Raw genomic sequence first — 23,817 nt, 5'->3', positions numbered from 1 at the left:
TTCAGGATCACTTCAGCTCGTGGGTGACAATCGAGGCATGACATACAGTTCCGCTCCCCGGGTGATGGTGGTGGAGGACTCGCTGCCCATCCGGGAAGCGCTGGTGGCCGCGTTCGAGGACGCGGGATTCACCGCTGCATCCCTACCCGACGGCGACGACTTCGAGACCACGATGGCAGGCTTCCGGCCCGATGTGGTGATTCTCGACGTCATGCTGCCCGGTGCGCGAGACGGTTTCGCTCTCATCGACGTGGTCCGGCAGAGCACCGACGCGGGCATCATCATGGTCACGGCGAAGGATCAACTGGCCGACCGACTGCGCGGACTGGGTGACGGTGCCGACGACTATGTGGTCAAGCCATTTCAGCTCGACGAGGTGGTTGCCCGCGCAAAATCGGTGTTGCGCCGCCGCGGTCGGTCGTCCGATGCAGTCCAGGTCGGCGATCTACTGGTCGACGAGTCCGCCGGAGTTGTGACTCGGGCGGGTCAGGTTCTCGACCTGACGGCGACAGAGCTTCGCTTGGCGACGTTCTTGGTCGCGCAACGCGGACGCACAGTCTCCAAAACGTCCATCCTCGAATCGGTTTGGGGCTACGGCGCGTACGACGGCAACCTGGTGGAAGTTCACATCAGTGCGTTGCGTCGCAAGATGGAAGCCCATGGGCCGCGGTTGATCCATACCGTCCGGGGCCTCGGTTATGCATTGCGGGCTCCGCAGTGAAACGCACACCGACCCCCTCGCTGCGAATGCGGGTGGTTGCCACCGTCGTCGTGTTGTTCGCGGTGTTGCTGGTGATCGTCGGCTCTTCGGTGGATGTCGTACTCGGTCAACAGCTTCGGCGCGACTTGGAAGCACGGTTGTCGGACCGGTCAACCCGTGCTGTCGAGCTCGTGGAGAGCGGCATCGGATCCGAGGATCTGGTGCAGGCCCTTCAGGGTGACGCCATCAGAGTTCGCGTCACCACTGCGGACGGCACGGTGTACGGGGCTCCCGGCGGCGAGCCTCCCGCGCAGGGCGATCGGCCCGCGGCACCCAACCCTCCGTCCGGCCCGTCGAATGCTCCCACTCCCCCGGGACCGCCCGATCCGCCTGCCCCACCTTCGGATTCGCTGGAGATCACGAAACCCCTGCCCGATGGCTCGACACTGTCGCTCCTCGGTGACACCACCGCGATCGCCGACGTTCGGCGTCAACTCCGGATCCTGATGCTGGGGGCGGGAGCCGTCACGCTGCTACTGGCCGCCGCTGCATTGACCTTTGCCGTGCGACGAGCACTGTCCCCGCTGGACTCGATGACGTCTGTCGCACGCCGAATCACCAACGGCGACAGGGGTAGACGCCTGCTCCCCACCAAACCGAACACCGACCTCGGCCGTACGGCATCGGCCGTGGACGAGATGCTCGACGCCCTCGAGGACGCCGAACGACGCGAGGCCTCGGCCGCACGCACAGCCAAGCTCGCTGAGGAGGACATGCGCCGGTTCCTGGCCGATGCCGCACACGAGCTGCGCACACCGGTCGCCGGCATCTCGGCGTTGGCGCAGTCGCTGCAGCGCGATGCCGAGCAACGCCCCGATCGAGTCGCACGCTGGAGCGAGTTGCTCGTCGGCGAATCCGCCAGAGCATCGCGTCTTGTATCCGACATGCTCGATTCCGTTCGCGCCGACAATACTTCGGACCTCGAGCTGACAGATTCCGACCTCGCAGACGTCACCCGCCGCACGGTGGAGAGAGCAGCTCTGCTCACCCCGCACATTCGGTTCGATATCGATGCGGCGCAACCGGTTCCGGTTCGGGTGGACGTAGGCCGAATCGAGCAGATTCTGTCCAACGTGCTCGACAACGCCAGTCGTTTCACGCCCAGAGGCGGCAGTATCACTGTCGCCGTGAATTCAGTGGGCAACGAGGCAGTAGTCACTGTCGACGACGAAGGGCCCGGCGTTCCAGAGGCAGACCGTGAGCGCATCTTCGAGCGGCTCGTCAGGCTGAACTCCGCGCGCGATCGCTCCTCCGGCGGCGTCGGGCTCGGGCTCTCGATCGCACGGACGCTCGCTCGCGCACACAGCGGTGAACTGGTCTGTGCCGCAGGGCCTACGGGCGCGAGATTTCGCCTGTCACTTCCTGGCCTCACGGGTCGCTCCGCGGGCTCCACTCCGGCGAACGGGCGATAGCTACTCGACGATCAGGTCCATCAGCAGACTGTCGTGCCAGCCATCGGGACCCTTCTCGTATTTGCGCATGATCCCGACCGGCTCGAAACCGACTGCGCTGTAACACGCAATCGCTATCGCATTGTCGGCAGCCGGATCGATCACCAGGCGGTGGTGCCCCAGATCGACTGTCAGGTAGCGCACCAGCGTCCCCACGGCATCCTTTCCGACTCCGCGGCCGTGCACTGCCGGATCCAAAAAGATGTCGATCGACGCATGCCGGTACATCGGATCCGGTTCTTCGAAGTACTGGATCAATCCTCTTGCGGCACCGTCGAGTTCGACAATCATCCGGACCGCCTCCGGGTCGTCGAACGGCCAGTTCTCGTCGGCGTCCTCGTCGCCCCACCGCATGTACACCTCGGGGGTGTGCAGAATTCGGCGCAGCTCCGGCACATCCTCGGCGGCGACGGGCCGTAGCACGACCCGTTCACCGCGGAGGTTCATCGCACAGTTCTACTCGGCGCGCTTGGCCGCACGTGCCGCGAGGTCCTGGGCGTCGAGCTTGTCGGCTTCCTCCAGGGTTGGCGCACTACCGCCGAGTCGGGCCGGCACCCAGTACGCGCCGGGCTCGTGGTGGTAGTTCTCCTGCAGTTCGAGCAGCATCTTCTGCATCACCGCGCGTAGCTTGTCGGTCAGTTCGTTCGGCGGTCCGACCGGCGCGATCGGCTCACCGACGGCAATGGAGATCGGAGTGTTGGTGCGGCCCAATCGCTTCGGGTAGCCCTTGGTCCACACGCGCTGCGCGCCCCAGATGACCGTCGGGATGATGGGGACGCCGGCTTCGATGGCCATGCGCGCTGCACCGGACTTGAATTCCTTGATCTCGAAGCTTCGGCTGATGGTGGCTTCGGGATACACGCCCACGAGTTCGCCGTTGCGCAGACTTTCCACCGCCGACTTGTAGGACTCGGCACCTGCCCCACGATCGACGGGGATGTGCCGCAGCGCACGCATGATGGGGCCGGAGATCTTGTTGTCGAAGACTTCCTTCTTGGCCATGAAGCGGATGTAGCGCTTCACTCGCCGCGGTGGCAGTCCGGCGTAGGTGAAGTCCATGTATCCGGTGTGGTTGACGGCGATGACAGCGCCACCGGTAGCAGGGATGTGTTCCTCGCCCTCGACCTCGAACTTCAGGCCCTCGAACGCGAACACGGTGCGAGCTATGCCGATGACTGATCGGTAGACGGGTTCCACAGTCGGTTAGCGTAGTCGGTGGACGGGGCCGGAGAAAGGTGCGGCAGAGTGCGGTCGGGTCGTGCGCAGTTCGGTAGAAGAGCTATGGGGGAGAGAAACACGTGAAGAACAGAGCGGCACCACCGCGGCGCAGCCGAGTCGGCCGAACCGCGCTGCCGCTGATCGCGACGATTGCACTGGTCGGTGCCTGCGATTCCGCGGTCGGGATCCCGTCCGATCAGGCCGCCTCGCCGAGCAACACAGTCGAGTCCACAGCCGACGGGTCGACCACCCAGGAATCGCCGTCGACCACAATCACTACCCCGGCTCCCCCGCCCATCCCACCGGGGCCACCCGTCGGCGAAGCCCCCGGCAATCCTGAGGCCGCGGCGGCGCTGCGGCCGTTCGTCAACGATCTAACCGGCGGCGGCATAGGTGTCGTGACGGCAAAGTGCTGGACCGTCCCGCCCACCGACATCCCGACGATGTATTTCGACACCGGCGCCATCCTCGCTGCAGTAGTTGCTCCCGCCGTCGACGGTCAGTACGCGGTGACGTGGACCGGGCCCACTGCGACGGTCGCCATCAAGCGCAGTGACATCGCGTCCGGCTACGCCTGCCCTACCGTCTACCCCACCGGCACCGCCCCCGTGTTCGACGCGGCAGACGCGGCCTATTCCGTCGATCGCTATCTGGGACGCATCGCCGGCATTCCGGTCAACCGGGACGACGTGGAGGAGCGCTACCCCCTCGTGTGCGAGAGTCGCGGCACGTGGGATCCAAACGGCACCGGGTCTCCTACTGCCCCACCTCTGGCACAGAACCCGGCGATTCTGCCGAGCATCACCTCGTTCGATCCCGACAGCGTGTTCGTCACGGCTCAGAACGGCATCTACACGCAGGTCAATGCCGACATCATCGATGCCTCGGGGGCGTACCAGAACCGCACGTTCGTACTGACCGTCGGCGGCGAGGGCTACTGCATCGGCGACATCGCCTGAGCTGCACCGCTACTGCCGGAGTGGAGCCTGCGGAACGACCCGATTACGTCAGTACGTCGGTCCCGACGAAGGGCACGAGGGCTTCCGGGACCCGGACGGTGCCGTCGGCCTGCTGGTGGTTCTCCAGGATTGCCACGATCCACCGTGTGGTGGCGAGGGTACCGTTGAGGGTCGCGGCGATCTGAGGCTTGCCGTTCTCGTCGCGGTATCGAACGCCGAGGCGTCGGGCCTGGAAGGTGGTGCAGTTCGAGGTCGAGGTCAGTTCTCGGTACGCCTTCTGGGTGGGAACCCACGCTTCGCAGTCGAATTTGCGCGCGGCCGATGAGCCGAGGTCTCCGCCGGCGGTGTCGATGACGCGGTACGGCAACTCGACCGCGGCGAGCATCTCCTTCTCGTACTCCAGGAGCTTCTGGTGCTCGGCCGCCGCGTCCTCGGGCTTGATGTACGAGAACATCTCGATCTTGTCGAACTGGTGGACGCGAATGATGCCGCGGGTGTCCTTGCCGTAGCTGCCCGCTTCACGACGAAAGCACGACGACCAACCGGCGTAGCGCTTGGGGCCGTCGGCGAGGTCGATGATCTCGCCCGAGTGATAGCCCGCGAGAGCAACTTCCGAGGTTCCGACGAGGTAGAGATCGTCGGCTTCGAGGCGGTAGATCTCGTCTGCGTGTGCGCCGAGGAAACCGGTTCCCGACATGATCTCCGGCCGCACGAGCACCGGCGGGATCATCATGGTGAACCCGTTCTTGACGGCCTTCTGCGCGGCGAGCTGCAGCAGACCCTGCTGCAGTAACGCGCCGTAGCCGGTCATGAAGTAGAAGCGTGAGCCCGAGACCTTTGCTCCGCGTTCCATGTCGATCAAGTTCAGCGACTCACCGAGCTCGAGGTGGTCCTTGGGCTCGAAATCGAATTCCGGGATGTCGCCGACCGTCTCGAGCAACACGAAATCGTCTTCGCCGCCTGCGGGTGTGCCGTCCTGAACGATGTTGGAGATCGCGCGGTGTGCCGTGTCGAGAGCTGCGTCGGCCTCGGCCTCGGCGGCCTGCGCGGCCTTGACCTTGGCGGCCAGTTCCGACGCGCCGGCGAGCAGCGCGGGACGATCCTCGGCCGATGCCTTTCCGACCTTCTTGCCCAATGCCTTCTGCTCGGCGCGCAGCTGATCTCCGGCGAGCACGGCGGCCCGGCGGGACGCGTCGGCATCGAGAAGCGCGTCGACGAGGGCGGGGTCCTCGCCTCGGGTGCGCTGCGAGGCGCGTACGGCGTCAGGATTTTCGCGAAGGAATTTCAGGTCGATCACGAGAGGGAACCTTACTTGCCGAGCAACCCCAGGTAGTCCTCGCGTCCGAACATCGTGGCGGCATCGATGGCCGACGGGTGACCCCCGTGGGGATCGGCTCCTCCGTCGACGAGAACTCGGACCACGTCATCCTCGCCTTTGAAGACCGCACCCGCGAGTGGGGTCTGCCCCTTGTCGTTGGGCTTGTTCACGTCGGCACCGCGCTCGACCAGCACGCGCACCGCATCGGCATGCCCGTGATAGGCCGCGAGCATGACCAACGTGTCCCCGGACTCGTTGTGGAGATTCACCGGAACGCCCGCGTCCACATAGCTCGCCAGACCGGCCGCATCGCCGGTGCGCGCCATCGTGAACAGTCGGCCGGCCAGCTCGCTGAGGTCGTCGTCACCTGTCGGGTCGCTCATGAGGACCGAACATACTCGGGCATGATGGAGGCGATGTCCGCGAACGAAACAGACCCCCCAGAGAGCCGGAATCGGCGAACTCTCTCCGCAACCACCGCCCGACGAGGGCTCGCCATGGTTGCGGTCGGTGCAGTGCTGGCCGCGGGTGCGACGGCGTTCCTCTCCGACGGGTTCTCGGCACCCGAGAAGATCACCACCCATTCGGCAGCCAGCGGTCCGGTGACCGACGGACCCGTATCGGCATCCTCGTTCGGTGCAGCCGATCCCGGTACGTGCCTGCAATGGACGCCCACCGACGATCCGGAGACCGACCGACAGGATCTCGCCGAAGTGTCGTGCGCCGATCCTCATCGCTTCGAGGTCGCTCGCGACATCGACATGAGCGTCTACCCCGGCGTCGAGTTCGGTCCCGGTTCGCAGTATCCCGGATCCATCCGGTTCGGCCAGCTGCGTGACGAACACTGCACGGCCGCCGTCGACGACTACGTCGGTGCAAAGTTCGATCCCAACGGACTCTTCGGCGTCGGGCTGATGTTCCCCAGCCAGGCCGGGTGGGCCAAGGGCGAGCGAACCCTGCGCTGCGGGGTGCAGATGCCGTCGAACACCGGAGCTCTGCTGGAAATGACCGGTTCGATCCTCGACCAGGATCAGTCCAAGGTCTGGCCGACGGGCACGTGCATCGGCATCAATCAGAACGTGCCCGCAGATCCGGTGGACTGCTCGGCACCGCACGCCTTCGAGGTCGCCTCGGTGATCAACCTGACGCAGCAGTTCCCCGGCGGGCACCCGTCGGAGGGCGACCAGGACGCGTATCTGGAGAGCACCTGCACCGACGCCGTCAACGGCTATCTCGGCTCGGACACGGCACTACGCGACAAGACGCTGACCCTGTTCTGGGACACCATCGACGTCGCGAGCTGGCTCGCCGGTAGCCGTCAGGTGACGTGTTCAGTGGGCAAGGAACTCGATTCCGGCGGATTCGCGACCATCGTCGGCAGTGCCAAGGGCGACATTCTCATCAACGGTGCAGCGCCTGTCCCACCGCCATCGGCTCCCGACGGCCGCGCGCTGCCCACTCCGCTGCCCGGTGCTGCTCCGATCACCACCGGAGGCTGACATCCCCACCCAGATGACCCGCGTCGACTTCGAGGAAGCCGTGTCCGACGCCCTCGACACCCTGCCGCGCGAGCTCACCGACTTCATGAACAACGTGGTCGTGCTCGTCGAGGAGGAACACCCCACCGAGGACATCCTGGGGTTGTACGAGGGCATCGCGCTCACCGAGCGTTACGAATACAGCGGACACCTACCGGACGTCATCACCATCTACCGCAAGCCGATCCTCGAAATGGTCGACGACGAAACCGAGGCTCGACGCGAAATCGCCATCACCGTGGCCCACGAAATCGGACATCACTTCGGCATCGACGACGAGCGCCTGCATCAACTCGGATTCGGCTGAGCACACTCGCTCATCCCGACCGCACTCACCTCAGTCGCACACCCCCCAGCACCCCCAGGTTGGGATGAATGTGGGTTTCAGTCACTCAGATGGCCTGAATGGCGCATTCATCCCAACCGGGGGGCGAAGCGGACACTGGGCTACGCCGCAACTACCTCTCGGCGAACAGGTCGAACTGCGCGGTCGGTGAGGAACGCGAAGCCCAATCCCAGGGCCAGCCACAGGGTTGCCTGCGTGGCCAGTGACGACAGTCGGAATTCCCACAGCAGAGTTGCCGGGAAGTCCGCGCCCACCTCGTTGATTCCGGGCAACAGTGCGTAACCGATGCCGACGATCACCAAGAACGCCACGGTCGGTGCGCCGACGCGGACTGCCACCGAATGCTGCGATGCCACGACCTTCGCGACATAGATTCCAACTCCGACGGCCAGCAGGCCGAGAATCACCGATGCCAGCCACAGCCACGTGCGCTGGGTGATGGTGTCCGGATCTCCGACGGCCGGCGGGTTCGCCGGGTACTTGAAGAACGGCACCGCTTCGATGGCCAACCACCCGGCACCGGCTCCGACGAGCGCGAGGATCGAGCCCGGGAGGGCGCTGAAGCGTCGGGCATAGTGCAGTGCCGACGCGAAGATCGCGCCGAGTGCCAGGCCGGCGAGTCCGGTGGCGAGGAACAGTCCGACGCGTTGTCCGTCCCGACTGACGAGCGGATCCTCGTCGCCGTGCGAGTGCGCGGCCGTCGTGTCGGAGTCGGCGTGATGAGCCTCGCCTGCTGCCTCCTCGATGGAGATGGCCGAGTCGATGTGCGGCTCGCCGACGACGAAGGCGACGGCACCGGCGAGCAGGCCCGCGACGAGTCCGGCGAGCAGCCCTCGTAGCAGCAACTGAACGAACGTTCCCTGCAGCGTCGGGCGGTGGGTGGTGTCGGTCAGTGGCATGGCAGACCCAGCAGGTGGCGGCCGTCGTGCATCAGTTCGTGCATGTACATGCCACTGCGGGAGATCGCGCCCTGATCGAAGCCGACCAGGTAGAGCACGACGAAAGCGAGCAGTATCGTCGCGGCGACGATGACGGCGAGGGCCGCCGACTCCGTCGCATTACTGGGGGAATGAGTGATTGCCATGGTGTCCTCCTGGGATATGCGTCCCGTAGTCCCTTCCGAAAAGAAGAGACGGCCATGCGATGTACGAGTTTTCTGGCTCTCGAATTCGGACATATGCCCGACGTCGATCACAGTGGCGCAACCGTTCCGGATTTTCACCGGATTACCTGCGTACATCGCGTCTAACCTGCGAACTGTGGCACCGAACACGACGCTGTGTCAATCGCTGTCCTGACCGACCGCGGCTCGACGCCAGAGTGACAACTGCGCCACAATGACACCAGGCTGCGCCACAATGACACTGTGCCTGCGCCCGTGACCCGACTGATGTTGGTGAGCCACGCCAGAACCGCCGCGATGCGCACCGGCCGATTTCCCGGCGACGAGCCGCTGGACGACTCGGGAGTGCGAGACCTTGCTGCGGTGACCGACATTCCCCGAGCCGACCGCGTCCTGTCCGGCCCGGAATCTCGATCGATGGCCACGGCGCAGATCTTCGGCACCGACATCTCGGTCGAACCCGCGTTGGCCGACATCGACTACGGCCGGTGGTCCGGACTCGAGATGACCGATCTGCCCGACGCCGACGCGATGGCGTGGCTCAGCGATGCGGCGTTCGTGCCGCCGGGCGGCGAGTCTCTGGTCGCGTTGTTCTCTCGCGTGCAGACGTGGCTCGACGATGTCGGTTCGACGCCCGGTCGCACGCTGGCGGTGACCTCTCCCGCTGTGATTCGGGCCGTGGTGGTGCTGGTGTTGGAGGCTCCGGTTCGGTCGTTCTGGCGGGTCGACGTGTCGCCACTCAGCCGCACATCCGTCAGTCGTCGTGGCGGCTCGTGGACGATCGGTTCGGTGGCCGAGAAGTCGATCTGAGTATTTCTCGCCTCGATGGAACCAAACCGAGCACGGTGGCGTCCTACCTACCGACAGTGGAAGTTCTTCGATCGGGGGGGCGTGGCTCATGACCGTCATCAAGGTGGATCCGGTGGCACTGCAGCTCGCTGCGTCGGAGCTCGATGCCGTCGCCGCCAGGTTGCAGGCCGCCGTCACCGCGACGGCGATTCCCGTGCGGCCTCTGCCGCCCGGCACCGACGAGGTTTCTCTACTCACCGAACGATTCTTCGGCACCGCGGCCGATACCTTCGGACCTGCTGCAGCACAGGGCATTTCAGAGCTACACCGCGCTGCCGAGGAACTACGGAAGCAGGCCGCGGACTACGTGGCCACCGACGACGACACAGCGGGTGGCCTACCCGGTTTACCCGGCATCTGACGCTCGCACCGAACTCGACTGCACCACAACTCGACCGCACCACAAGAAACGATGCAGGGCTCGAACATCATGGGGGCTAGAGGATGACGCTCGGAGTGACAGGTGTGGTGTGGCTACCGCGCACGGCAACGGGAAATTCGACCCGACTGCTCGGGCCGGGTCCGGTGCCGTTGCACGTCGCCGGCGGCGCGTGGGGTTCGGTTGCTGCGGCGTTCACGGAGGCATCGGCGAGTATCGCCGCGGTCACTGCGGCGTTGACCGCCGGGTGGGAGGGCGATTCGGCCCTCCTCGCTCAGGCCGCGCTCGCACGTTTCGCAACGTGGACCGGTGCAACGGCACTGAAAGCGGCCGCGCTGTCGGTCGAGGCTCCCGCCGCCGGGACCACCTATGGCGTGGCGCTCGCGACCATGCCGTCACTGGCGGAAATCGGCGTCGTGCAGGCCGCCAAGGTCACCGCCGCCTCCACGGGCGGCGCGCTGAACGGCAGCTACGAGGCAGCCGAGGTGGCAGACCGGTTCCTCGACATCCGGGCAGCCCTGGTGATGGAGGGATTCGAGCTGGTCAACTCGCACCGCATCGTCAAGACCACCTTCGATCATCCGCCCGCGATCGTGTCCGATTCCGGCAGCGGCCTCGGAAAGTTCGCCAATGCTGTGATGACCTCGCCCGTTCAGGCTGCGATCGGCGGCCTGATGGCGGCAACGCAGAATCCCGGAGTCGCCGCAGCCGCCGGCCAGATCGGTAGCGCTGCCACCTCCATCGCCAGTACCGGTGTATCCACCGTGGCTACTGCGGCGTCCACCATCGGGTCGACGGCACTGTCCGGCGGATCCGGGGTCGGCGGCGGTCACGGATTCGCGTCCAACGGTTCGGCGTCTCTCGCGGTCGGCCCGGCCTCCACGCGTCCGGTCTCGTTCGGAGCAGGAGGTGCCGGACTCGAGGGCTTCGGCGGTGTCGGAATGCCCGGGTCTGCGCCGAGTCCTGCCGGTGGCGGTTCGACGCTCTTCGGTCCGGGCCAGAGCGGCCCTGCCAACGCGTTCGGCGCACCCACCGCCGCCGACGGGGGCCTCGCACAGCGTGGGACCGGCACGGCGGGTGCGCCCGCATCGGGCGCACGCGGCCAGGCCGAGGACGACGAACACGAGACCCCGGACTACCTCAAGCAGTTCGAGCACTTCGCCGACGGCCGTACCGTCGCACCGTCCGTCATCGGTGCGGATCCCGCCCTGTCTGTACCCGATACCAGCGGAAACGGCCGTTGATCGACTTGGGAACCGTGCCGGTGGGCCACACACTGCCGAACGCCGCGCTCGGTGTGGACGAGATGGACTTCCTGGTCGACGAGCTGTCAATAGCCGAACTACCCGTCGTCCTCGACGTGTTTCCGCGCTTCGACGACGCCGCTGCCCGAGATCGCGCCCTCGGTCGTGGCCGAGACGCACTGGACAACGTCGGCCTGATCACCGGCGGCCGAGTTCACGAGGATCTGCAACAGTGGATGCGGGTTCTCGAACAACCGCACTGGTACGTCTCGGCGCGAGTGTTCGACGTCGAGAGCGACGAGCCGGCTCCCACCACCCGGATCTGCGTTGCGTCCGACGACCGGATCACGGTCGCCGCGGTCCGGCGAGAGAACGTCGTCACCATCCGCGTCATTCACGGCGACCCGGCCCGAGATCTCGCTGTGACGATCGGTGCCGCTACGCCGTTCGACCCCGGCGTCATCAACGCTCCCACCGCATTGTTGGCCGAGGCCCTCGATGCCGCACCGAGCGATGTCGGAGCAACCGCGTCCCGCCTCGGCCGCATCGGAATAGCCAACGACCGCGCGTCGGCCCTGGCATCGGCCATGTCCACGTGCGCCGGCAGAACCGAGATCACGGCTGTGGCGCCCAGACACGGCACCCGGCACGTTGCCGGTAGACCCGTCGCCCTGTTCGATACCCGAGCCGGACGCATCGTCGCCACCTCCACCCTGGCCGCCGACGGCACGTCCTGGAGCTCATTGACCGGGGCAACGGACCGCAAGGTGACGGCGGCGCTGACCGAGTTGATCGAGTCGGCTCGGGAATGCCGGGTCTGACGAACACAGGGTTTGACGAAGACCGGGTTCGACGAACAACATGGTCTGACAGGCTCAGCTGATCGGGTTGTCGGCCTTCTCGCTGCCCTGGCCCTCGAACGGCGGCAGGAATGTGCCCCACTTACCGCAGGCCCACCCCCCGCCGGGCAGCGGCAACAGTTCCACGGTCTGAGTGTTGTCGAGATGGTTGTCGGCTGCGAATGTGCCGTCGACGCCGGCCAGTACGGCCGCAACCAATCTGATGGCGGCACCGTGGCTCACGACGACGACATCGCCGGCAGTGTCGTCGCCGAGGTACTGCGCGCGCAGCGCATCGAGCACCGGCACATAACGCTCCAGCACCGAATGCCCGCTGTCTCCGCCCGGCACCGCCGCCGCCAGATCGCCGGTGTGCCAGCGATGGAAGACCTCGGTGAACTCCTTGTGCGCAGCGGGGTCGTCTCGGTCTTCGAGATCTCCGGCGTAGGTCTCCTGGATTCCTTCGGTCACCACCAGAGGAACCCCGGTTGCCCGCTCGATGTAGCCGGCAGTTTGCTTCGCGCGCAACGCAATCGAAGACACGAGCACGGCAGGTGGATGCCCCACCCAGGTCCGGGCATAACTTTCGGCTTGCTGGTGACCCAGTTCGGTCAACTCGGCTCCGGGCGGCGCGGTATCGAGCATCTTCGCAACATTGGCTTTCGTCTGACCGTGCCGCACCAGAATCAGCTTGCCCATCACAGATCACCGCGTCCGGCGCGAATATCGTCGAGCCACTGCACGTGCTCGTCGATCGGCGGCGGCACCGATCCACCCGCTCCCGTTGCGATGGGCCACGATCCGAGGAACCGTAGCGGCATCTTGCGATGGAATGCCGTCAGTGCTTCGGCGACGAGCGGATCCTCGACATGGCCCGCGCAGTCGACGAAGAATCGGTACGTGCCGAATTGCGAACGCGTAGGACGTGATTCGATGAACGTCAGGTCGATGTTGCGAATCCCGAACTCGGCCAACGCCGCAGGCAGGGTGCCCGGGTCGTTGGGTGGCTCGAGAACCACGGCGGTGCGGTCTGCACCGGTGCGGGGAGCAACCGGCTGAGGCGGTGTCACCAGCACGAACCGGGTTCGCGCACCCTCGACGTCGATGATGCCGTCGGCCAACGTCGGCAGCGACAGGCGCTCACCGGCCAACCGTGTCGACACCGCTGCGTCGACCATTCCGGCGGCAACATCTTCTGCCGCACCGGCATTCGACGAGGCCGACTGCACTGCCGCGCCGGGCATGGTGGCCTGCAACCACTGTCGCACCTGATTGAGCGCGATGGGGTAGGCGCTGATCGTGCGGGCCGAATCGAGGGTGACGCCGGGACCTCCGAGAATGGTGAATGCCACCTCGATCTCGGTCTCGGCGACGATCTGCAACCGGCGACCCTCGGACAACGCGTCGAGGGTCGGCGGTACCGCGCCCTCGATCGAACTTTCGATGGGAACGACGGCCGCGTCGGCGTTACCCGAACGCACTGCCTCGAGTGCCGCGGGTGGGCTCGCGGCCGTCACGCGCTGGACGGCACCGTCCAAACCGACGGCGGCGATGGTTCCGAGCTTTTCGAACTGCGCCAGCGCCATCTCCGTGAACGTTCCGGATGGGCCGAAATAAGCGATGCGAGGCACGCCTCGAGGTTACGTTGTCGACGTCCGCGAAGCGATCAAACCGACCTCGACGAGCCGTACGCGGGCAGCGACTGCGTCGGCGATCTCGATTCCGAGCAGCACCTCGCGCACCGCCTCCGCGGCCTCGGGGATCAGGGCCCGCAGCGCGGCGACATTCGGGGCGGCCAGAGCGGCGCTGATGTCGTCTCCGCGCAGCGATGCCACCGTCGCAGCGAGGATCGCCAGGACGTCGTCGCCGTTGTCTGCGCGGGCGACCAGGCCGACGTCTGCGTGGGAGACCACGGCGAGCACGTCGGCGATGCGTCTCGGGGTGTCGGCGACGCTGATGCCCGGAGTCCGGTGCGCGAAGACGACGGCCTCTGCGGTCTCGGCCACGTCGATGGCGTCGAACACAGGGAAGACGACCAGCGGCGAGGGCAACCGCAGCGCGAGCGCATCGGCGAGATGTTCCGCGGGGGCGCCCACGTCGAATCGGACCACCTCGTATCCGCCGGTTCGACTCGCGCGGAGTTCGTCCGGGTCGATGTCGAGGTGCACCACGATGCGTCCGAGAACAGCCGTGTCCGTCATCGCGAGCAGAGTCGACGCTCGGACCACGGGCGGGCCGTACTCGGCCCCTCGCGGGGCGGCGTTCAGCTCGTCGGAATCGGAGCAGATCGGCAGCAGTAACCCGTGCACGAGTGCGTTCGGGTCGGGTCGGTGTGGCACACCGAGGGTCAACGGAATCGGCACGCCCTCACCGTAGACCCGGGATGCTCTTGCGATCCTCGCCACACCGGTATAACTTAGGGACACATTACTTAGGTATGCCTCACCTTCTTGCCCAGCCCGATCGCATCGGAGGAGCCCATGCTCGGCGCAACCACCACCACCGGACCGTCCACTGCCGAACGCGTGCGCAGTGCCTGCATGCGCGCCGAGGGTGCCGCCCTGGCCATAGACGGCAGCGACCCGGTGGTCACGTCCCTTCATCACCTGCGACCCAACGGCGAGATGATTCTGGCCGTCCCCACCGACTCTCTCGACGACGCCAACACCTGGCAATCCTCGCGGGCGGGCATTCCTGCCGTCCTCGAACTCACCGATCACGCACCACTGGCACTACGCGAACCGGTGCGTTCGCTGGTGTGGCTGCGCGGCGATCTGCGTCCGGTCCCGGAATCGCTGATGCGCCCCATGGCCGGAGCCGTAGCCGCAGAACACCCGCACCCGGCCCTGCTCGACGTCGGCCACACCACCTCGCTGATGCGGCTGATCGTGGGCTCGGCAGTGGTCGCGGACAGTACCGGCGCAGAACCCGTCGACGTCGAATCGCTGCTGGCGGCCGAACCCGATCCGTTCTGGGAGATGGAGACGAGCTGGCTCGAGCACCTCGATTCCGACCATCCCGATCTGCTCGCCCAACTGTCCCGACGCCTCCCGCCGTCCCTGCGGCAGGGTCGAATCCGTCCGTTGGGTATCGATCGCTACGGAATTCGACTGCGCATCGAGAGCGACTGCGGTGACAACGACGTCCGCCTGGGATTCGCCGAGCCCGTCGACGACGTCCTCTCGCTCAGTCGGGCCCTGCGGGTACTCGCCGGTTGCCCGTTTCTGAACGGCCTACGCGCTCGCGGCTGACGCACGTTTCGGCAAACAAGGCAGACTCGTGCGGTGATCGACTTCAAGAGCTGGTTGACGTCACCGCCGCCGGAGCGCACGGCTCCCCTGCCCGACGCTCGCGAGCGCACGACCATCAAGGTCGAGATCGCGATCGTGCTGCTGGTGACGTTCGGCCTCAGCGGAATGAGCAGCATCCTCTCGCTCGTCGAGGATGCCCTACAGACCGCGGCTCTGTCCGATCAGACCGTGGCACTGAACTCGTCGCGGTCGAGCTTCAGCCTGATCGATCTGTTGTTCCAACTGCTCAGCATTCTGCGGTTGTGCGCCTGGGGCGGGCTGGGTTTGTACCTGCTGTGGCGAGCCGACCTGGCACCGCGGGCGATCGGACTGGCCAGACCGCGCCTGAAGATCGACCTCGGTCACGGCGTCGGACTGGCGGCGTTGATCGGGCTGCCCGGGCTGGCGCTGTATCTCGTCGGCAATGCTCTCGGCTTCAATCTGAACGTCGTTCCCAGCGCACTCGACGACCACTGGTGGCGCGTGCCGGCCCTGATCCTGTACGCGCTGGCCAACTCCGGTGCCGAGGAGATCATCGTCGTGGCCTACCTGATCTCCCGGCTACGCAGACTCGGGCTCGGTGAAAACAAGTCTCTGCTGTGTTCGGCACTCCTGCGCGGGAGCTACCACCTCTATCAGGGGGTAGGCGGAGGCGTCGGAAACTTCCTGATGGGGCTGGTCTTCGGCCGCTACTGGCAGCGCACCGGCAGGCTCTGGCCACTGCTGATCGCGCATGCTCTGATCGATATCGTCGCCTTCGTCGGCTATGCCCTCCTGCGCGAACATCTGTCGTGGCTCCCCTGAATCCAGACCCGATCCAGGCTCGAGGAACCATGGTGTTCCCGCGCCGACAGCTACAGTCGATCCGTGAACGACGACGATCGCTACGGACGGCACGGCGCGCCGGACCGTCGCACGCCGCCTCCCGGTCGGACGCCCCCTCCAGGCCAGACACCGCCTCCAGGCCAGGCACCGCCTCCGGGGCGCACGCCGCCCGACCGATCGATGCCGAGTCGTCACGGCCGACCCGATCCAGCGCCCCAGCCCGGTCCAGCAGCTAGGCCCAGCCCACCCCAGCCCGGTCCAGCAGCTCAGCCTCGTCGCGCCGGGGGGCAACCCCCGCAGCAGCCACCCCGCCGACAGCCGCCCGACCAGCAGCGCCCCAATCCCCAACGCCCCAATCCTCAGCGCCCCAACCAACAGCCACCGAACCAACAGCCTCCTGGCCCCAACCGGCCCGGCCAACAGTCCCCCGGCCATCAACCACCCGGCCAGCGGCCCTTCCGACAGCCGTCCGCCCAGCAGCCGCCGCCTCCTCGCGGGTATCGCCCCGGCCAGCCGCCACCCGAGCGAGCGCCGCGCCAGTACAACCCAGAGCGTCCGGCACCTGGCCTCCCCGTCCCACCGGGTCAGGTACCGGAAGGCACCGAGTTCATTCGTCGCGACGGCCGGCCTGTGGCCGGGCCGGCACGCTCGGCCGCGGCGCAGCAGGCGTGGTCGCAGGCGCCGGAACCCGGTTCGGCACAGTCTCGTTCACCCCGGTCCGATACACCCGATACACCCAATTCGACGCGTCAGTACTCACGCTCCGCGGACGAGCAGCAGGGCCGCACCGGGTATGCCCCGCGCCAGCAGCCGGAGCCGTACGCCGAGGAGCGCCAACCCGCAGCGCCTGCACAGCGCCGGCCGGAACCCGCTAGACCACAACCGGCTCGACCACAACGAGATTCGCGTCCACCCAAGGTCGCGAAGCCGCGCAAACGCAGACGCTGGGGTCGACGTTTCCTGATCGTGTTGCTCGTTCTCCTGCTGGGAATCGGCGGTGTCGTCTACTACGTCGACAGCTCGTTGACGCGAGTCGACGCCCTCACCTCCTACCCTGGTCGCGTCGGAGACACTCCGGGCACCAATTGGCTTCTCGTCGGGTCGGATTCACGGGCAGGCCTCACGCCGGAGCAGGAGGCCACGCTGGCGACCGGCGGCGAGGTTGGCCCGAGCCGCACCGACACGATCATCCTGATCCACATTCCCGAGGGCAGCGGGGCGACCACCATGGTCAGCCTGCCTCGCGATTCGTACGTGTCCATTCCGGGCAACGGCGAAGACAAGCTCAACGCGGCATTCGCATTCGGTGGACCGTCGCTGTTGGTACAGACGGTCGAAGGCGCGACCGGGGTGCACATCGATCACTACGCCGAGATCGGCTTCGGCGGCTTCGCCGGGATAGTCGACGCGGTCGGCGGGGTGAACGTGTGCGTGCAGAACGCAATCGACGATCCGTTGGCGGGCATCAACATTCCCGCCGGCTGCCAGGATCTCACCGGGTCCGACGCGCTCGGGTTCGTGCGGTCCCGCGCGACCGCGCTGGCCGATCTGGACCGGATGAACAACCAGCGGGCATTCATGTCGGCGCTGCTCGAAAAAGCCACCAGCGCATCGACTTTCCTCAACCCACTGAAGCTGTGGCCGTTGGTGTCCGATACGGCGTCGTCGTTGAGCGTCGACGAGGGAGACCACATCTGGAACCTCGCCGCGCTGGCCTGGGCAATGCGCGGTGGTCCGGTGACCACGACGGTACCGGTCGGCGGATTCCAGGACTCCGACGTCGGAAACGTGCTGCTGTGGGACGACACCCGCGCACCGGCATTCTTCGACGCCATCGCCCAGGATCGCGAAATTCCACCGGATCTGCTGACCGGCGGCCCCTGATAGGCGACCCTGGGTTGTAGGTTATGGACCATGACACTGCCGTCTGCCCAGCCCGCCGTGACGCCCGGTGCGTCGTTTCATGATCTACTGCGCGCTCAGGTGCGGCACGAGTTCACCGCATCGCAGCAGTACGTCGCGATCGCGGTGTGGTTCGACCGAAACGATCTACCGCAGCTGGCCACCCGCTTCTACGCCCAGTCCGCCGAAGAGCGTCGGCACGCCATGATGATGATCCGGTTCCTCATCGACAATCGACTCGAAGTCGACGCGTCGAGCATCGGCGACGTGGTGACGGCGTTCGAGTCGGTGCTCGAGCCGGTGGAATTGGCACTGGCACAGGAGACGACGGTGACCGAGCAGATCACCGCGCTCGCGCACGCTGCCCGGGCCGAGCGCGACTACATCGGCGAGCAGTTCACCCACTGGTTCCTCACCGAGCAGGTCGAGGAGGTGGCGGCGATGCAGAGTCTGCTCAACATCGTCCGGCGGGCCGAATCCAACCTGTTCGACATCGAGCAGTACGTCGCCCGAGAAATCGGTGGATCGGTGATCCGCGCCACCAACGCCCCGAAAGAGGCCGGGAGCGCGTAGCTTGAGCCCTGCTCAGAGCGGACATTTAGGATCCACTGTATTAGGGTACGTTCGCCTCAATAAGGTTCGACTTGGATGACAATGCCTCTGACCAGGCATATCGTCCTCGTCATGAGCGTAGATATCAAAGAAACCAGCCACACCAAGTTCCATGCACTTCTTCGCGACCAGATTCGCAACGAGTTCAACGCCTCGCAGCAGTACATCGCCACCGCTGTCTACTTCGCGAATGTCGACCTGCCGCAGCTGGCCAAGCACTTCTACGCGCAGTCGGTCGAAGAGCGCAACCACGCGATGATGATCGTGCAGTACTTCCTCGATCGCGACATCACGGTCGAGCTGACCGGCGTCGACGCGTCGAAGTCCGTCTTCACCGATCCTCGTGAGGCCATCGCCCTGGCGCTGGCGCAGGAAGAGACCGTCACCGACCAGATCATCGCGCTGGCGAGCACCGCACGCGAAGAGGGCGACTACCTCGGCGAGCAGTTCATGCAGTGGTTCCTCAAGGAGCAGGTCGAGGAAGTTGCCAGCATGAAGACCCTGCTCAACATCGCAGATCGCGCGGGCCACAACCTGTTCGACCTCGAGCAGTTCGTTGCCCGTGAGATGAACACCAGCGTGGTCGCCGACGCAGGCGCACCCACCGTTGCCGGCGGATCGCTGTAAGTCCCGCCGCAAGTAGCGCGCTCGTACGGGTGGCCGCCCGAACAAGAATTCTTGTTCGGGCGGCCACCCGATGTGCGTTTCCGAGCAATTCGTCTCGACCGCGTATCCCGGCCGGAGCCGTCAGCGCAACGTGACCTGACGACCGCGCAAGCCGTCACGTGAGCGCAGCTGCGCTGCAGTGAGCGGAGCGTCGACAGCGAGAGCTTCGCTCAGCTTGTCTCCGAATTCCTTTGTGGGCGAAGCCCATTCGGTAGGGTGCATCTCGGGATCGAGATCGAACACCGGCACCAGCAATCCGTGCGTACGGAACGAACCGGCGTAGCGCGATCCCTCGCCCAGGTGCAGATCGCCCGCATCGTGCAGCCGAGCGAGAGCGAGCATCACATCGTCTTCGCTCTCCGGCCGAACCCAGCGGATGTGTGCCTTGTCGCCCGCATCCACCCACCAGGCCGCAACGACGCCGTCCGCTTCGATCCGTGCCGACGGCATGATCGCTTGATTCGCACGCTCCACAGTGGCGGTCACATCGGCTGCGGGAGTAGCACTTTCGGGAATCCACCAGTTGAAGTCCTGATGGACGGTGATCTCGAGCAGCGCGGACGCGTCGAGCACCTCGGTCAATGCTGGGGTGCTGTCGGTGATCTTCGCGGCTTCGAGCGACTCGCCCGCGGAAGCAGTGGACACCCAGCCGAGTGCGCTACTGATATCTGCTGCAACGTCTTTCGACTGCGTCTGCACCTGAAGGCCGACAAATCCCTCGACGGTGCCCGCGTCTTCGCGCACCAGTGCCGCGACGGCACCGGGCAGCACCGTTGCCAGCGTGATGGTGCGACCGTCCACCGTGATCGGCGCGGTGGCCGTTGCCGACGGGACGAACTCACGCAGCGCTACCAGATCGCATTCGGCGGCCAGGCCCTCGAACGGGCGGGTCGACGCCGAGTCGATGCTCGCGCGCTCAGCCTCACGCTGCGCCAGCTTCGCCGCTCGGTTGCTGCCCTGCTTCGGTCCACTGTTTCTTTTGCTCTTACCCACGCCCGAAAACCTACACGTTCTTCGATTCGAGCCAGGCTCGCGTTCGGCCGGGGTGGTTGGTGGCGATCCATCCGACACCGAGTTCGCGGCACAGGTCCACGTCCTCTTTCTCGTCGACGGTCCACACGTAACTCGCCCGGCCCGACGCGGCGGCGCGGTCGATGATGCTCGGGTGCTCGCGCAGCGCGCGGATGGACGGTCCGACGGCGGTGGCACCGACGGTCGTCGCCGCTCCTCCGCCGAGGTAGTGCGAGCTGTCGCCGAGGAGCACCGTCGGGAGCATCGGGGCAGAGCGCCGTACGCGCCAGACCGCCGACGGCGCGAACGACATGATGACCGCTCGCGAGTGGTCTGCCGATGCGGGCGCACCGATGCCGAACTTGCCCAGCTCCTCGAGTACCGCGCTCTCGATCAGCGAGCCGTAGCGCACGGGATGCTTGGTTTCGATGAAGACCTTGACCGGTTTGCTGGTCCAGTCGAGCACGAGCGCGATGAGGTCGTGCAGTGTCAGGAGTTCGGCGGGTTCGTCGGGTTCGCCGTAGTTCAGCTGCGCAAGTTCGGCGAAATTCATCTCGCTGACGATTCCGGTGCCGTTCGAGGTTCTGTCGACACGACGGTCGTGCACGCACACGATGTGACCGTCCTTGGTCAGCCGTACATCGCACTCGACGCCGTCTGCTCCCTCACGCAGCGCCAGGTCGTACGCCGCGAGGGTGTGTTCCTTCTTGGCCGCCGAGGCACCACGATGTGCGACGACGAGCGGGCCGCGGCGATCGGGACTCACGACGCCGTCACCGCTTCGTGCTCGACGGGCTCTTCCTTCGAGCGCTCGGGACCGGTCGCCTCGATGTCGGTGGCCTTCGGGGCGGTGACCTTGCTTCCGGTGTCATTGTTGCCGGTGACGTTGTTGCCGACGGTCTTGCCCGTGGCCATGACCCATCGGGTAGGACGCGCCAGGGCCGATCCGCGCAGCGTGCGGCCCTCGAATCGGCGCATCACCGCCAGGGCGAGCACGGCCGAACCCGCAGCTACTGCCGCAACGACCGCCGACAGGAGAACTCCGTCGGCCCGGGCCTGCAGGCTGCCCTGCAGATTCCACAGCAGTTGGACGACCACCAGCGCGTTGCTCGCGGCCCAGACACCCCACCAGATGCGCACCAGAAACAGCTCGCGGTGCACGTCGGCCTCGGTGTCACCCCGCAGTCGGGCCAGCTCGGTCAGATACACCCCGGGCATGACGATGCGCACCAGCGGCAGCATCGACAACAGCAGCATCCATCGCACCGATCGCGGATCGGTCGCGCCCGCTGCGGCGAAAGCGAGCCGACGTTGCCGGATCAACCAGCACGACGAGCCGATGAGAGCGAACAGGCCGACGACGAGCGAACCCACCTGAGCGAAGTACACCAACGCGTCGGATACGGCCAGGGTGATCGGCGAGACGAGTCGGGTGCGGTTGTACAGCAGAATTCCGTAGCGAAACACCTCGGCGAACGCGCCGAGAGCCAGCAGCAGCGCGGTGACGACGACGAGCAACTGCGCGTTCGCGGCGTACTGCTCGACGCGTCCCACCGGCCGACTCGCCGCTGGATCGCGCGGGATGTCACGCAAGCCCCAGGTAGGCGTCGACTCGTAGTGCGGCGTCGGCGTCGGGGCTGAGGTTCGAGTCGTGCGAGCGGACGTCGAGCGCGATGTCGCCGGTCGTGCGACCCAGCGGAAGTTTCGCCGGCCCTGCGCAGGCGCTTGGGTCGACACGGGCGAGAGCAGGACGCCGTGGCAGCGGGGGCACCACGTGCCCGGCCGTGCACCGACCGCCCAGCGAGTGCTGCAGCGGGCACAGACCTGGAACGCCTGTGCGCGTCCCCGCGGTGCCGTCATCTAGATGATTCTCGGTTCGTGGGAGTCGTCGTCTCGTTCGATCGGTCGACCTGCGGCCTGCCAGGCGAGCATCCCACCGTCGACGTTGATCGCCTCGAAACCCACTCGGTTCAGGTATTCGACGACGCGGGCCGACCGACCACCGGCTTTGCAGACGACGTAGACCTCGGATTGATTGTCGATCTCACCGGCGCGGGACGGAATGTCACTCATCGGGATGTGCACCGCATCGGGCGCGTGCCCGGCCTGCCACTCCTCGGGTTCACGTACGTCGAGTAGCAGCGCCGTCTCGGGAAACGGCACCGGGAGTCGGTCGACGGTGACGGCGGGCGGCTGCTCGGGGTGAGACACACCTCGATCTTGTCACGGCCTCGCGCGGGGCTGCCACCCGTGTCCCGACGACCCGAGCAAGGCGGTGTTATGACCTACGTCACTCACGCCACAGAAGTTATCCACAGTATCCACAGGTTGATGCACAGAATCGGGGCCTGTGCCTGTTTCTATCCACAGGTCAGAGCGTCGAGTCGGTCTCGCGGTGTACCGAGTACCAACGCAGGTTGTGGATCGATGGTGATTTGACACAGCGACCGTCTGCGGTCCGGTGGAGGCGCTGTTTAGGCTGGCGAACATGACTTTCCCATCCCAGGTCGTTCCGCAGGCTCCCCTCCCGTCCGTAGAACTGCGCGTCTTCACCGAACCGCAACAAGGTGCCACGTACGACGACCTCCTACGCGTTGCGAAAGCAGCCGAGGAGTTCGGCTACGGCGCATTCTTCCGATCCGACCACTACCTCGCGATGAGCGGCGACGGCGGTCCCGGGCCCACCGACGCCTGGATCACGCTGGCAGGCCTGGCCCGCGAGACGTCGACCATTCGGCTCGGCACACTGGTCACCTCGGCCACCTTCCGCTACCCGGGGCCACTGGCCATCAGCGTCGCGCAGGTCGACGCCATGAGCGGCGGCCGCGTCGACCTCGGCCTCGGTGCCGGCTGGTTCGAGGACGAGCACAAGGCATACGGCATCCCGTTCCCTCCGCTCGGCGAGCGTTTCGACCGGCTCGAAGAGCAACTCGCCGTCATCACCGGACTCTGGGACACCCCCGTCGGCGACACGTTCTCGTACGACGGCACGCACTACCCCGTCACGGACTCTCCCGCGCTCCCGAAGCCGGTGCAGACCCCGCACCCACCCATCGTCATCGGCGGCGGCGGAAAGAAGCGCACCCCGGCACTCGCCGCGAAGTACGCCGACGAGTTCAACATCCCCTTCGCGTCGCTGGCCGATACCGAGACCCAGTTCGGTCGCGTCCGCGCTGCCTGCACTGCCGCCGACCGCGATCCGGACTCCCTCGTCTACTCCAACGCCCTCGTCCTGTGCTGCGGCCGCACCGAAGAAGACATCGCTCGACGCGCCGCCGCCATCGGCCGTGAGGTATCGGAGTTACGCGAGAACGGTGCCGCGGGCAGCCCCGCCGAACTGGTCGACAAGATCGGCAGCTTCGGAGCGGTCGGAGCCACCCGGGTGTACCTGCAGACCATGGATCTCACCGATCTCGATCACCTCGAACTCGTCGCATCCGAGGTTCTCCCGCAGCTCTAACCCCCGCAGTCCGCCCACCGAAGTCCG

At 66.3% G+C, this 23,817-nt stretch carries 28 protein-coding genes; 15 read left to right on the top strand and 13 right to left on the bottom strand.

Translation table 11 applies throughout. The features are described 5' to 3' along the window. Window positions 1-37: 37 nt before the first annotated feature. Together ACQR3T_RS11535 and ACQR3T_RS11530 are read left to right on the top strand one after the other, a co-directional pair. The gene (locus tag ACQR3T_RS11535; protein WP_428693480.1) at window positions 38-721 is read left to right on the top strand and encodes a response regulator transcription factor; all 684 of its coding nucleotides are present in this window, start codon (window positions 38-40) and stop codon (window positions 719-721) included. Next, the gene (locus ACQR3T_RS11530) at window positions 718-2,172 is read left to right on the top strand and encodes a sensor histidine kinase (RefSeq protein ID WP_428693479.1); all 1,455 of its coding nucleotides are present in this window, start codon (window positions 718-720) and stop codon (window positions 2,170-2,172) included. The genes ACQR3T_RS11535 and ACQR3T_RS11530 overlap by 4 nt, the downstream gene beginning before the upstream one ends. Here ACQR3T_RS11530 and ACQR3T_RS11525 read toward each other — a convergent pair whose 3' ends face one another. After that, entirely contained in the window at window positions 2,173-2,658 is a 486-nt protein-coding gene (locus ACQR3T_RS11525; protein WP_428693478.1) for a GNAT family N-acetyltransferase, read from the bottom strand. Window positions 2,659-2,667: 9 nt separating this feature from the next. Beyond that, window positions 2,668-3,408: a lysophospholipid acyltransferase family protein gene (locus ACQR3T_RS11520; RefSeq protein WP_037152791.1), complete on the bottom strand. Its 741-nt coding sequence runs from the start codon at window positions 3,406-3,408 to the stop codon at window positions 2,668-2,670. A gap of 101 nt (window positions 3,409-3,509) precedes the next feature. Between ACQR3T_RS11520 and ACQR3T_RS11515 the strand changes: the two genes are divergently transcribed. After that, window positions 3,510-4,388 (top strand): hypothetical protein, encoded by an 879-nt coding sequence (locus ACQR3T_RS11515; protein ID WP_428693477.1) that lies wholly within the window; start codon window positions 3,510-3,512, stop codon window positions 4,386-4,388. Between the two features lie 43 nt (window positions 4,389-4,431). On the opposite strand, the gene serS is transcribed toward ACQR3T_RS11515, so the two are convergent. After that, complete coding sequence (gene serS, locus ACQR3T_RS11510) at window positions 4,432-5,685, bottom strand: serine--tRNA ligase (RefSeq protein WP_428693476.1); 1,254 nt, start codon at window positions 5,683-5,685, stop codon at window positions 4,432-4,434. Between the two features lie 11 nt (window positions 5,686-5,696). Next, window positions 5,697-6,089 (bottom strand): ankyrin repeat domain-containing protein, encoded by a 393-nt coding sequence (locus ACQR3T_RS11505; protein WP_032381061.1) that lies wholly within the window; start codon window positions 6,087-6,089, stop codon window positions 5,697-5,699. 24 nt (window positions 6,090-6,113) lie between these two features. On the opposite strand from ACQR3T_RS11505, the gene ACQR3T_RS11500 reads away from it, so the two are divergent. Both ACQR3T_RS11500 and ACQR3T_RS11495 read left to right on the top strand, forming a co-directional pair. Further along, a complete protein-coding gene (locus ACQR3T_RS11500; protein ID WP_032381060.1) occupies window positions 6,114-7,205 on the top strand; it encodes a septum formation family protein in 1,092 nt (363 codons plus the stop codon). A gap of 13 nt (window positions 7,206-7,218) precedes the next feature. Continuing rightward, window positions 7,219-7,551 (top strand): metallopeptidase family protein, encoded by a 333-nt coding sequence (locus ACQR3T_RS11495; protein WP_080734486.1) that lies wholly within the window; start codon window positions 7,219-7,221, stop codon window positions 7,549-7,551. 140 nt (window positions 7,552-7,691) lie between these two features. Here the strand turns inward: ACQR3T_RS11495 and ACQR3T_RS11490 are convergent, their stop codons facing one another. Both ACQR3T_RS11490 and ACQR3T_RS11485 read right to left on the bottom strand, forming a co-directional pair. Next, on the bottom strand, window positions 7,692-8,489 hold the full coding sequence (locus ACQR3T_RS11490) for a CbtA family protein (RefSeq protein WP_428693475.1): 798 nt from the start codon (window positions 8,487-8,489) through the stop codon (window positions 7,692-7,694). Continuing rightward, the gene (locus tag ACQR3T_RS11485) at window positions 8,480-8,674 is read right to left on the bottom strand and encodes a CbtB domain-containing protein (protein WP_037186564.1); all 195 of its coding nucleotides are present in this window, start codon (window positions 8,672-8,674) and stop codon (window positions 8,480-8,482) included. The genes ACQR3T_RS11490 and ACQR3T_RS11485 overlap by 10 nt, the downstream gene beginning before the upstream one ends. A gap of 282 nt (window positions 8,675-8,956) precedes the next feature. Here ACQR3T_RS11485 and ACQR3T_RS11480 point away from each other — a divergent pair, with 282 nt between their 5' ends. The 4 genes from ACQR3T_RS11480 (at window position 8,957) to ACQR3T_RS11465 (ending at window position 12,006) form a co-directional block, all read left to right on the top strand. Further along, window positions 8,957-9,523 (top strand): histidine phosphatase family protein, encoded by a 567-nt coding sequence (locus ACQR3T_RS11480; RefSeq protein ID WP_428693474.1) that lies wholly within the window; start codon window positions 8,957-8,959, stop codon window positions 9,521-9,523. Window positions 9,524-9,611: 88 nt separating this feature from the next. Then, window positions 9,612-9,923, top strand: coding sequence for a PE family protein (locus ACQR3T_RS11475; RefSeq protein WP_032381057.1), 312 nt, complete (start codon window positions 9,612-9,614; stop codon window positions 9,921-9,923). Between the two features lie 83 nt (window positions 9,924-10,006). Then, complete coding sequence (locus ACQR3T_RS11470; RefSeq protein ID WP_428693473.1) at window positions 10,007-11,185, top strand: PPE domain-containing protein; 1,179 nt, start codon at window positions 10,007-10,009, stop codon at window positions 11,183-11,185. Further along, complete coding sequence (locus ACQR3T_RS11465; RefSeq protein WP_428693472.1) at window positions 11,182-12,006, top strand: ESX secretion-associated protein EspG; 825 nt, start codon at window positions 11,182-11,184, stop codon at window positions 12,004-12,006. Before ACQR3T_RS11470 ends, ACQR3T_RS11465 begins: the two co-directional genes overlap by 4 nt. 54 nt (window positions 12,007-12,060) lie before the next feature. Here ACQR3T_RS11465 and ACQR3T_RS11460 read toward each other — a convergent pair whose 3' ends face one another. The 3 genes from ACQR3T_RS11460 to ACQR3T_RS11450 are packed head-to-tail and all read right to left on the bottom strand — an operon-like array spanning window position 12,061 to window position 14,387. Beyond that, window positions 12,061-12,726: a histidine phosphatase family protein gene (locus ACQR3T_RS11460; protein ID WP_428693471.1), complete on the bottom strand. Its 666-nt coding sequence runs from the start codon at window positions 12,724-12,726 to the stop codon at window positions 12,061-12,063. Further along, entirely contained in the window at window positions 12,723-13,655 is a 933-nt protein-coding gene (pheA, locus tag ACQR3T_RS11455; RefSeq protein ID WP_428693470.1) for a prephenate dehydratase, read from the bottom strand. Before pheA ends, ACQR3T_RS11460 begins: the two co-directional genes overlap by 4 nt. Before the next feature lie 9 nt (window positions 13,656-13,664). Beyond that, on the bottom strand, window positions 13,665-14,387 hold the full coding sequence (locus tag ACQR3T_RS11450; RefSeq protein ID WP_428693469.1) for a hypothetical protein: 723 nt from the start codon (window positions 14,385-14,387) through the stop codon (window positions 13,665-13,667). Between the two features lie 117 nt (window positions 14,388-14,504). Between ACQR3T_RS11450 and ACQR3T_RS11445 the strand changes: the two genes are divergently transcribed. The 5 genes from ACQR3T_RS11445 (at window position 14,505) to ACQR3T_RS11425 (ending at window position 19,280) form a co-directional block, all read left to right on the top strand. Then, window positions 14,505-15,275, top strand: a complete 771-nt coding sequence (locus tag ACQR3T_RS11445) for a DUF2470 domain-containing protein (protein ID WP_428693468.1) — start codon at window positions 14,505-14,507, stop codon at window positions 15,273-15,275. Between the two features lie 33 nt (window positions 15,276-15,308). Next, a complete protein-coding gene (locus ACQR3T_RS11440) occupies window positions 15,309-16,118 on the top strand; it encodes a CPBP family intramembrane glutamic endopeptidase (protein ID WP_032381050.1) in 810 nt (269 codons plus the stop codon). Between the two features lie 651 nt (window positions 16,119-16,769). Beyond that, window positions 16,770-18,023, top strand: coding sequence for an LCP family protein (locus ACQR3T_RS11435; RefSeq protein ID WP_428693467.1), 1,254 nt, complete (start codon window positions 16,770-16,772; stop codon window positions 18,021-18,023). Between the two features lie 30 nt (window positions 18,024-18,053). Further along, window positions 18,054-18,614 carry a ferritin gene (locus ACQR3T_RS11430; RefSeq protein ID WP_032381049.1) on the top strand — a complete coding sequence of 187 codons (561 nt, stop codon included), beginning with the start codon at window positions 18,054-18,056 and terminating at the stop codon, window positions 18,612-18,614. Between the two features lie 111 nt (window positions 18,615-18,725). Beyond that, a complete protein-coding gene (locus ACQR3T_RS11425; protein ID WP_032381166.1) occupies window positions 18,726-19,280 on the top strand; it encodes a ferritin in 555 nt (184 codons plus the stop codon). Between the two features lie 120 nt (window positions 19,281-19,400). Here the strand turns inward: ACQR3T_RS11425 and ACQR3T_RS11420 are convergent, their stop codons facing one another. Genes ACQR3T_RS11420 through ACQR3T_RS11405 form a run of 4 tightly spaced genes read right to left on the bottom strand, consistent with a single transcriptional unit; the run spans window position 19,401 to window position 22,541 of the window. Further along, a complete protein-coding gene (locus ACQR3T_RS11420) occupies window positions 19,401-20,312 on the bottom strand; it encodes a DUF5926 family protein (RefSeq protein ID WP_428693466.1) in 912 nt (303 codons plus the stop codon). A gap of 10 nt (window positions 20,313-20,322) precedes the next feature. After that, window positions 20,323-21,096 carry a glycerophosphodiester phosphodiesterase gene (locus ACQR3T_RS11415; RefSeq protein WP_428693465.1) on the bottom strand — a complete coding sequence of 258 codons (774 nt, stop codon included), beginning with the start codon at window positions 21,094-21,096 and terminating at the stop codon, window positions 20,323-20,325. After that, window positions 21,093-22,190, bottom strand: coding sequence for a DUF4328 domain-containing protein (locus tag ACQR3T_RS11410; RefSeq protein WP_428693464.1), 1,098 nt, complete (start codon window positions 22,188-22,190; stop codon window positions 21,093-21,095). Before ACQR3T_RS11410 ends, ACQR3T_RS11415 begins: the two co-directional genes overlap by 4 nt. After that, window positions 22,191-22,541: a rhodanese-like domain-containing protein gene (locus ACQR3T_RS11405; RefSeq protein ID WP_032381046.1), complete on the bottom strand. Its 351-nt coding sequence runs from the start codon at window positions 22,539-22,541 to the stop codon at window positions 22,191-22,193. Between the two features lie 277 nt (window positions 22,542-22,818). Between ACQR3T_RS11405 and ACQR3T_RS11400 the strand changes: the two genes are divergently transcribed. Continuing rightward, complete coding sequence (locus ACQR3T_RS11400) at window positions 22,819-23,790, top strand: LLM class F420-dependent oxidoreductase (protein ID WP_094737891.1); 972 nt, start codon at window positions 22,819-22,821, stop codon at window positions 23,788-23,790. The last annotated feature ends 27 nt before the right edge of the window (window positions 23,791-23,817 follow it).

The sequence above is a fragment of the Rhodococcus sp. IEGM1428 genome, from assembly GCF_050321865.1.
In the GTDB taxonomy this organism is placed as follows: domain Bacteria; phylum Actinomycetota; class Actinomycetes; order Mycobacteriales; family Mycobacteriaceae; genus Rhodococcoides.
This window is presented reverse-complemented; position numbering and strand designations above follow the sequence as displayed.

Bases quoted from the DNA above. Each gene is read 5' to 3' on its own strand.
- ACQR3T_RS11535 (WP_428693480.1), top strand. From the start codon at position 38: ATGACATACAGTTCCGCTCCCCGGGTGATGGTGGTGGAGGACTCGCTG.
- ACQR3T_RS11525 (WP_428693478.1), bottom strand. From the start codon at position 2,658: ATGAACCTCCGCGGTGAACGGGTCGTGCTACGGCCCGTCGCCGCCGAG.
- ACQR3T_RS11505 (WP_032381061.1), bottom strand. From the start codon at position 6,089: ATGAGCGACCCGACAGGTGACGACGACCTCAGCGAGCTGGCCGGCCGA.
- ACQR3T_RS11500 (WP_032381060.1), top strand. From the start codon at position 6,114: ATGGAGGCGATGTCCGCGAACGAAACAGACCCCCCAGAGAGCCGGAAT.
- ACQR3T_RS11495 (WP_080734486.1), top strand. From the start codon at position 7,219: ATGACCCGCGTCGACTTCGAGGAAGCCGTGTCCGACGCCCTCGACACC.
- ACQR3T_RS11490 (WP_428693475.1), bottom strand. From the start codon at position 8,489: ATGCCACTGACCGACACCACCCACCGCCCGACGCTGCAGGGAACGTTC.
- ACQR3T_RS11485 (WP_037186564.1), bottom strand. From the start codon at position 8,674: ATGGCAATCACTCATTCCCCCAGTAATGCGACGGAGTCGGCGGCCCTC.
- ACQR3T_RS11475 (WP_032381057.1), top strand. From the start codon at position 9,612: ATGACCGTCATCAAGGTGGATCCGGTGGCACTGCAGCTCGCTGCGTCG.
- ACQR3T_RS11470 (WP_428693473.1), top strand. From the start codon at position 10,007: ATGACGCTCGGAGTGACAGGTGTGGTGTGGCTACCGCGCACGGCAACG.
- ACQR3T_RS11445 (WP_428693468.1), top strand. From the start codon at position 14,505: ATGCTCGGCGCAACCACCACCACCGGACCGTCCACTGCCGAACGCGTG.
- ACQR3T_RS11430 (WP_032381049.1), top strand. From the start codon at position 18,054: ATGACACTGCCGTCTGCCCAGCCCGCCGTGACGCCCGGTGCGTCGTTT.
- ACQR3T_RS11425 (WP_032381166.1), top strand. From the start codon at position 18,726: ATGAGCGTAGATATCAAAGAAACCAGCCACACCAAGTTCCATGCACTT.
- ACQR3T_RS11410 (WP_428693464.1), bottom strand. From the start codon at position 22,190: ATGACGGCACCGCGGGGACGCGCACAGGCGTTCCAGGTCTGTGCCCGC.
- ACQR3T_RS11400 (WP_094737891.1), top strand. From the start codon at position 22,819: ATGACTTTCCCATCCCAGGTCGTTCCGCAGGCTCCCCTCCCGTCCGTA.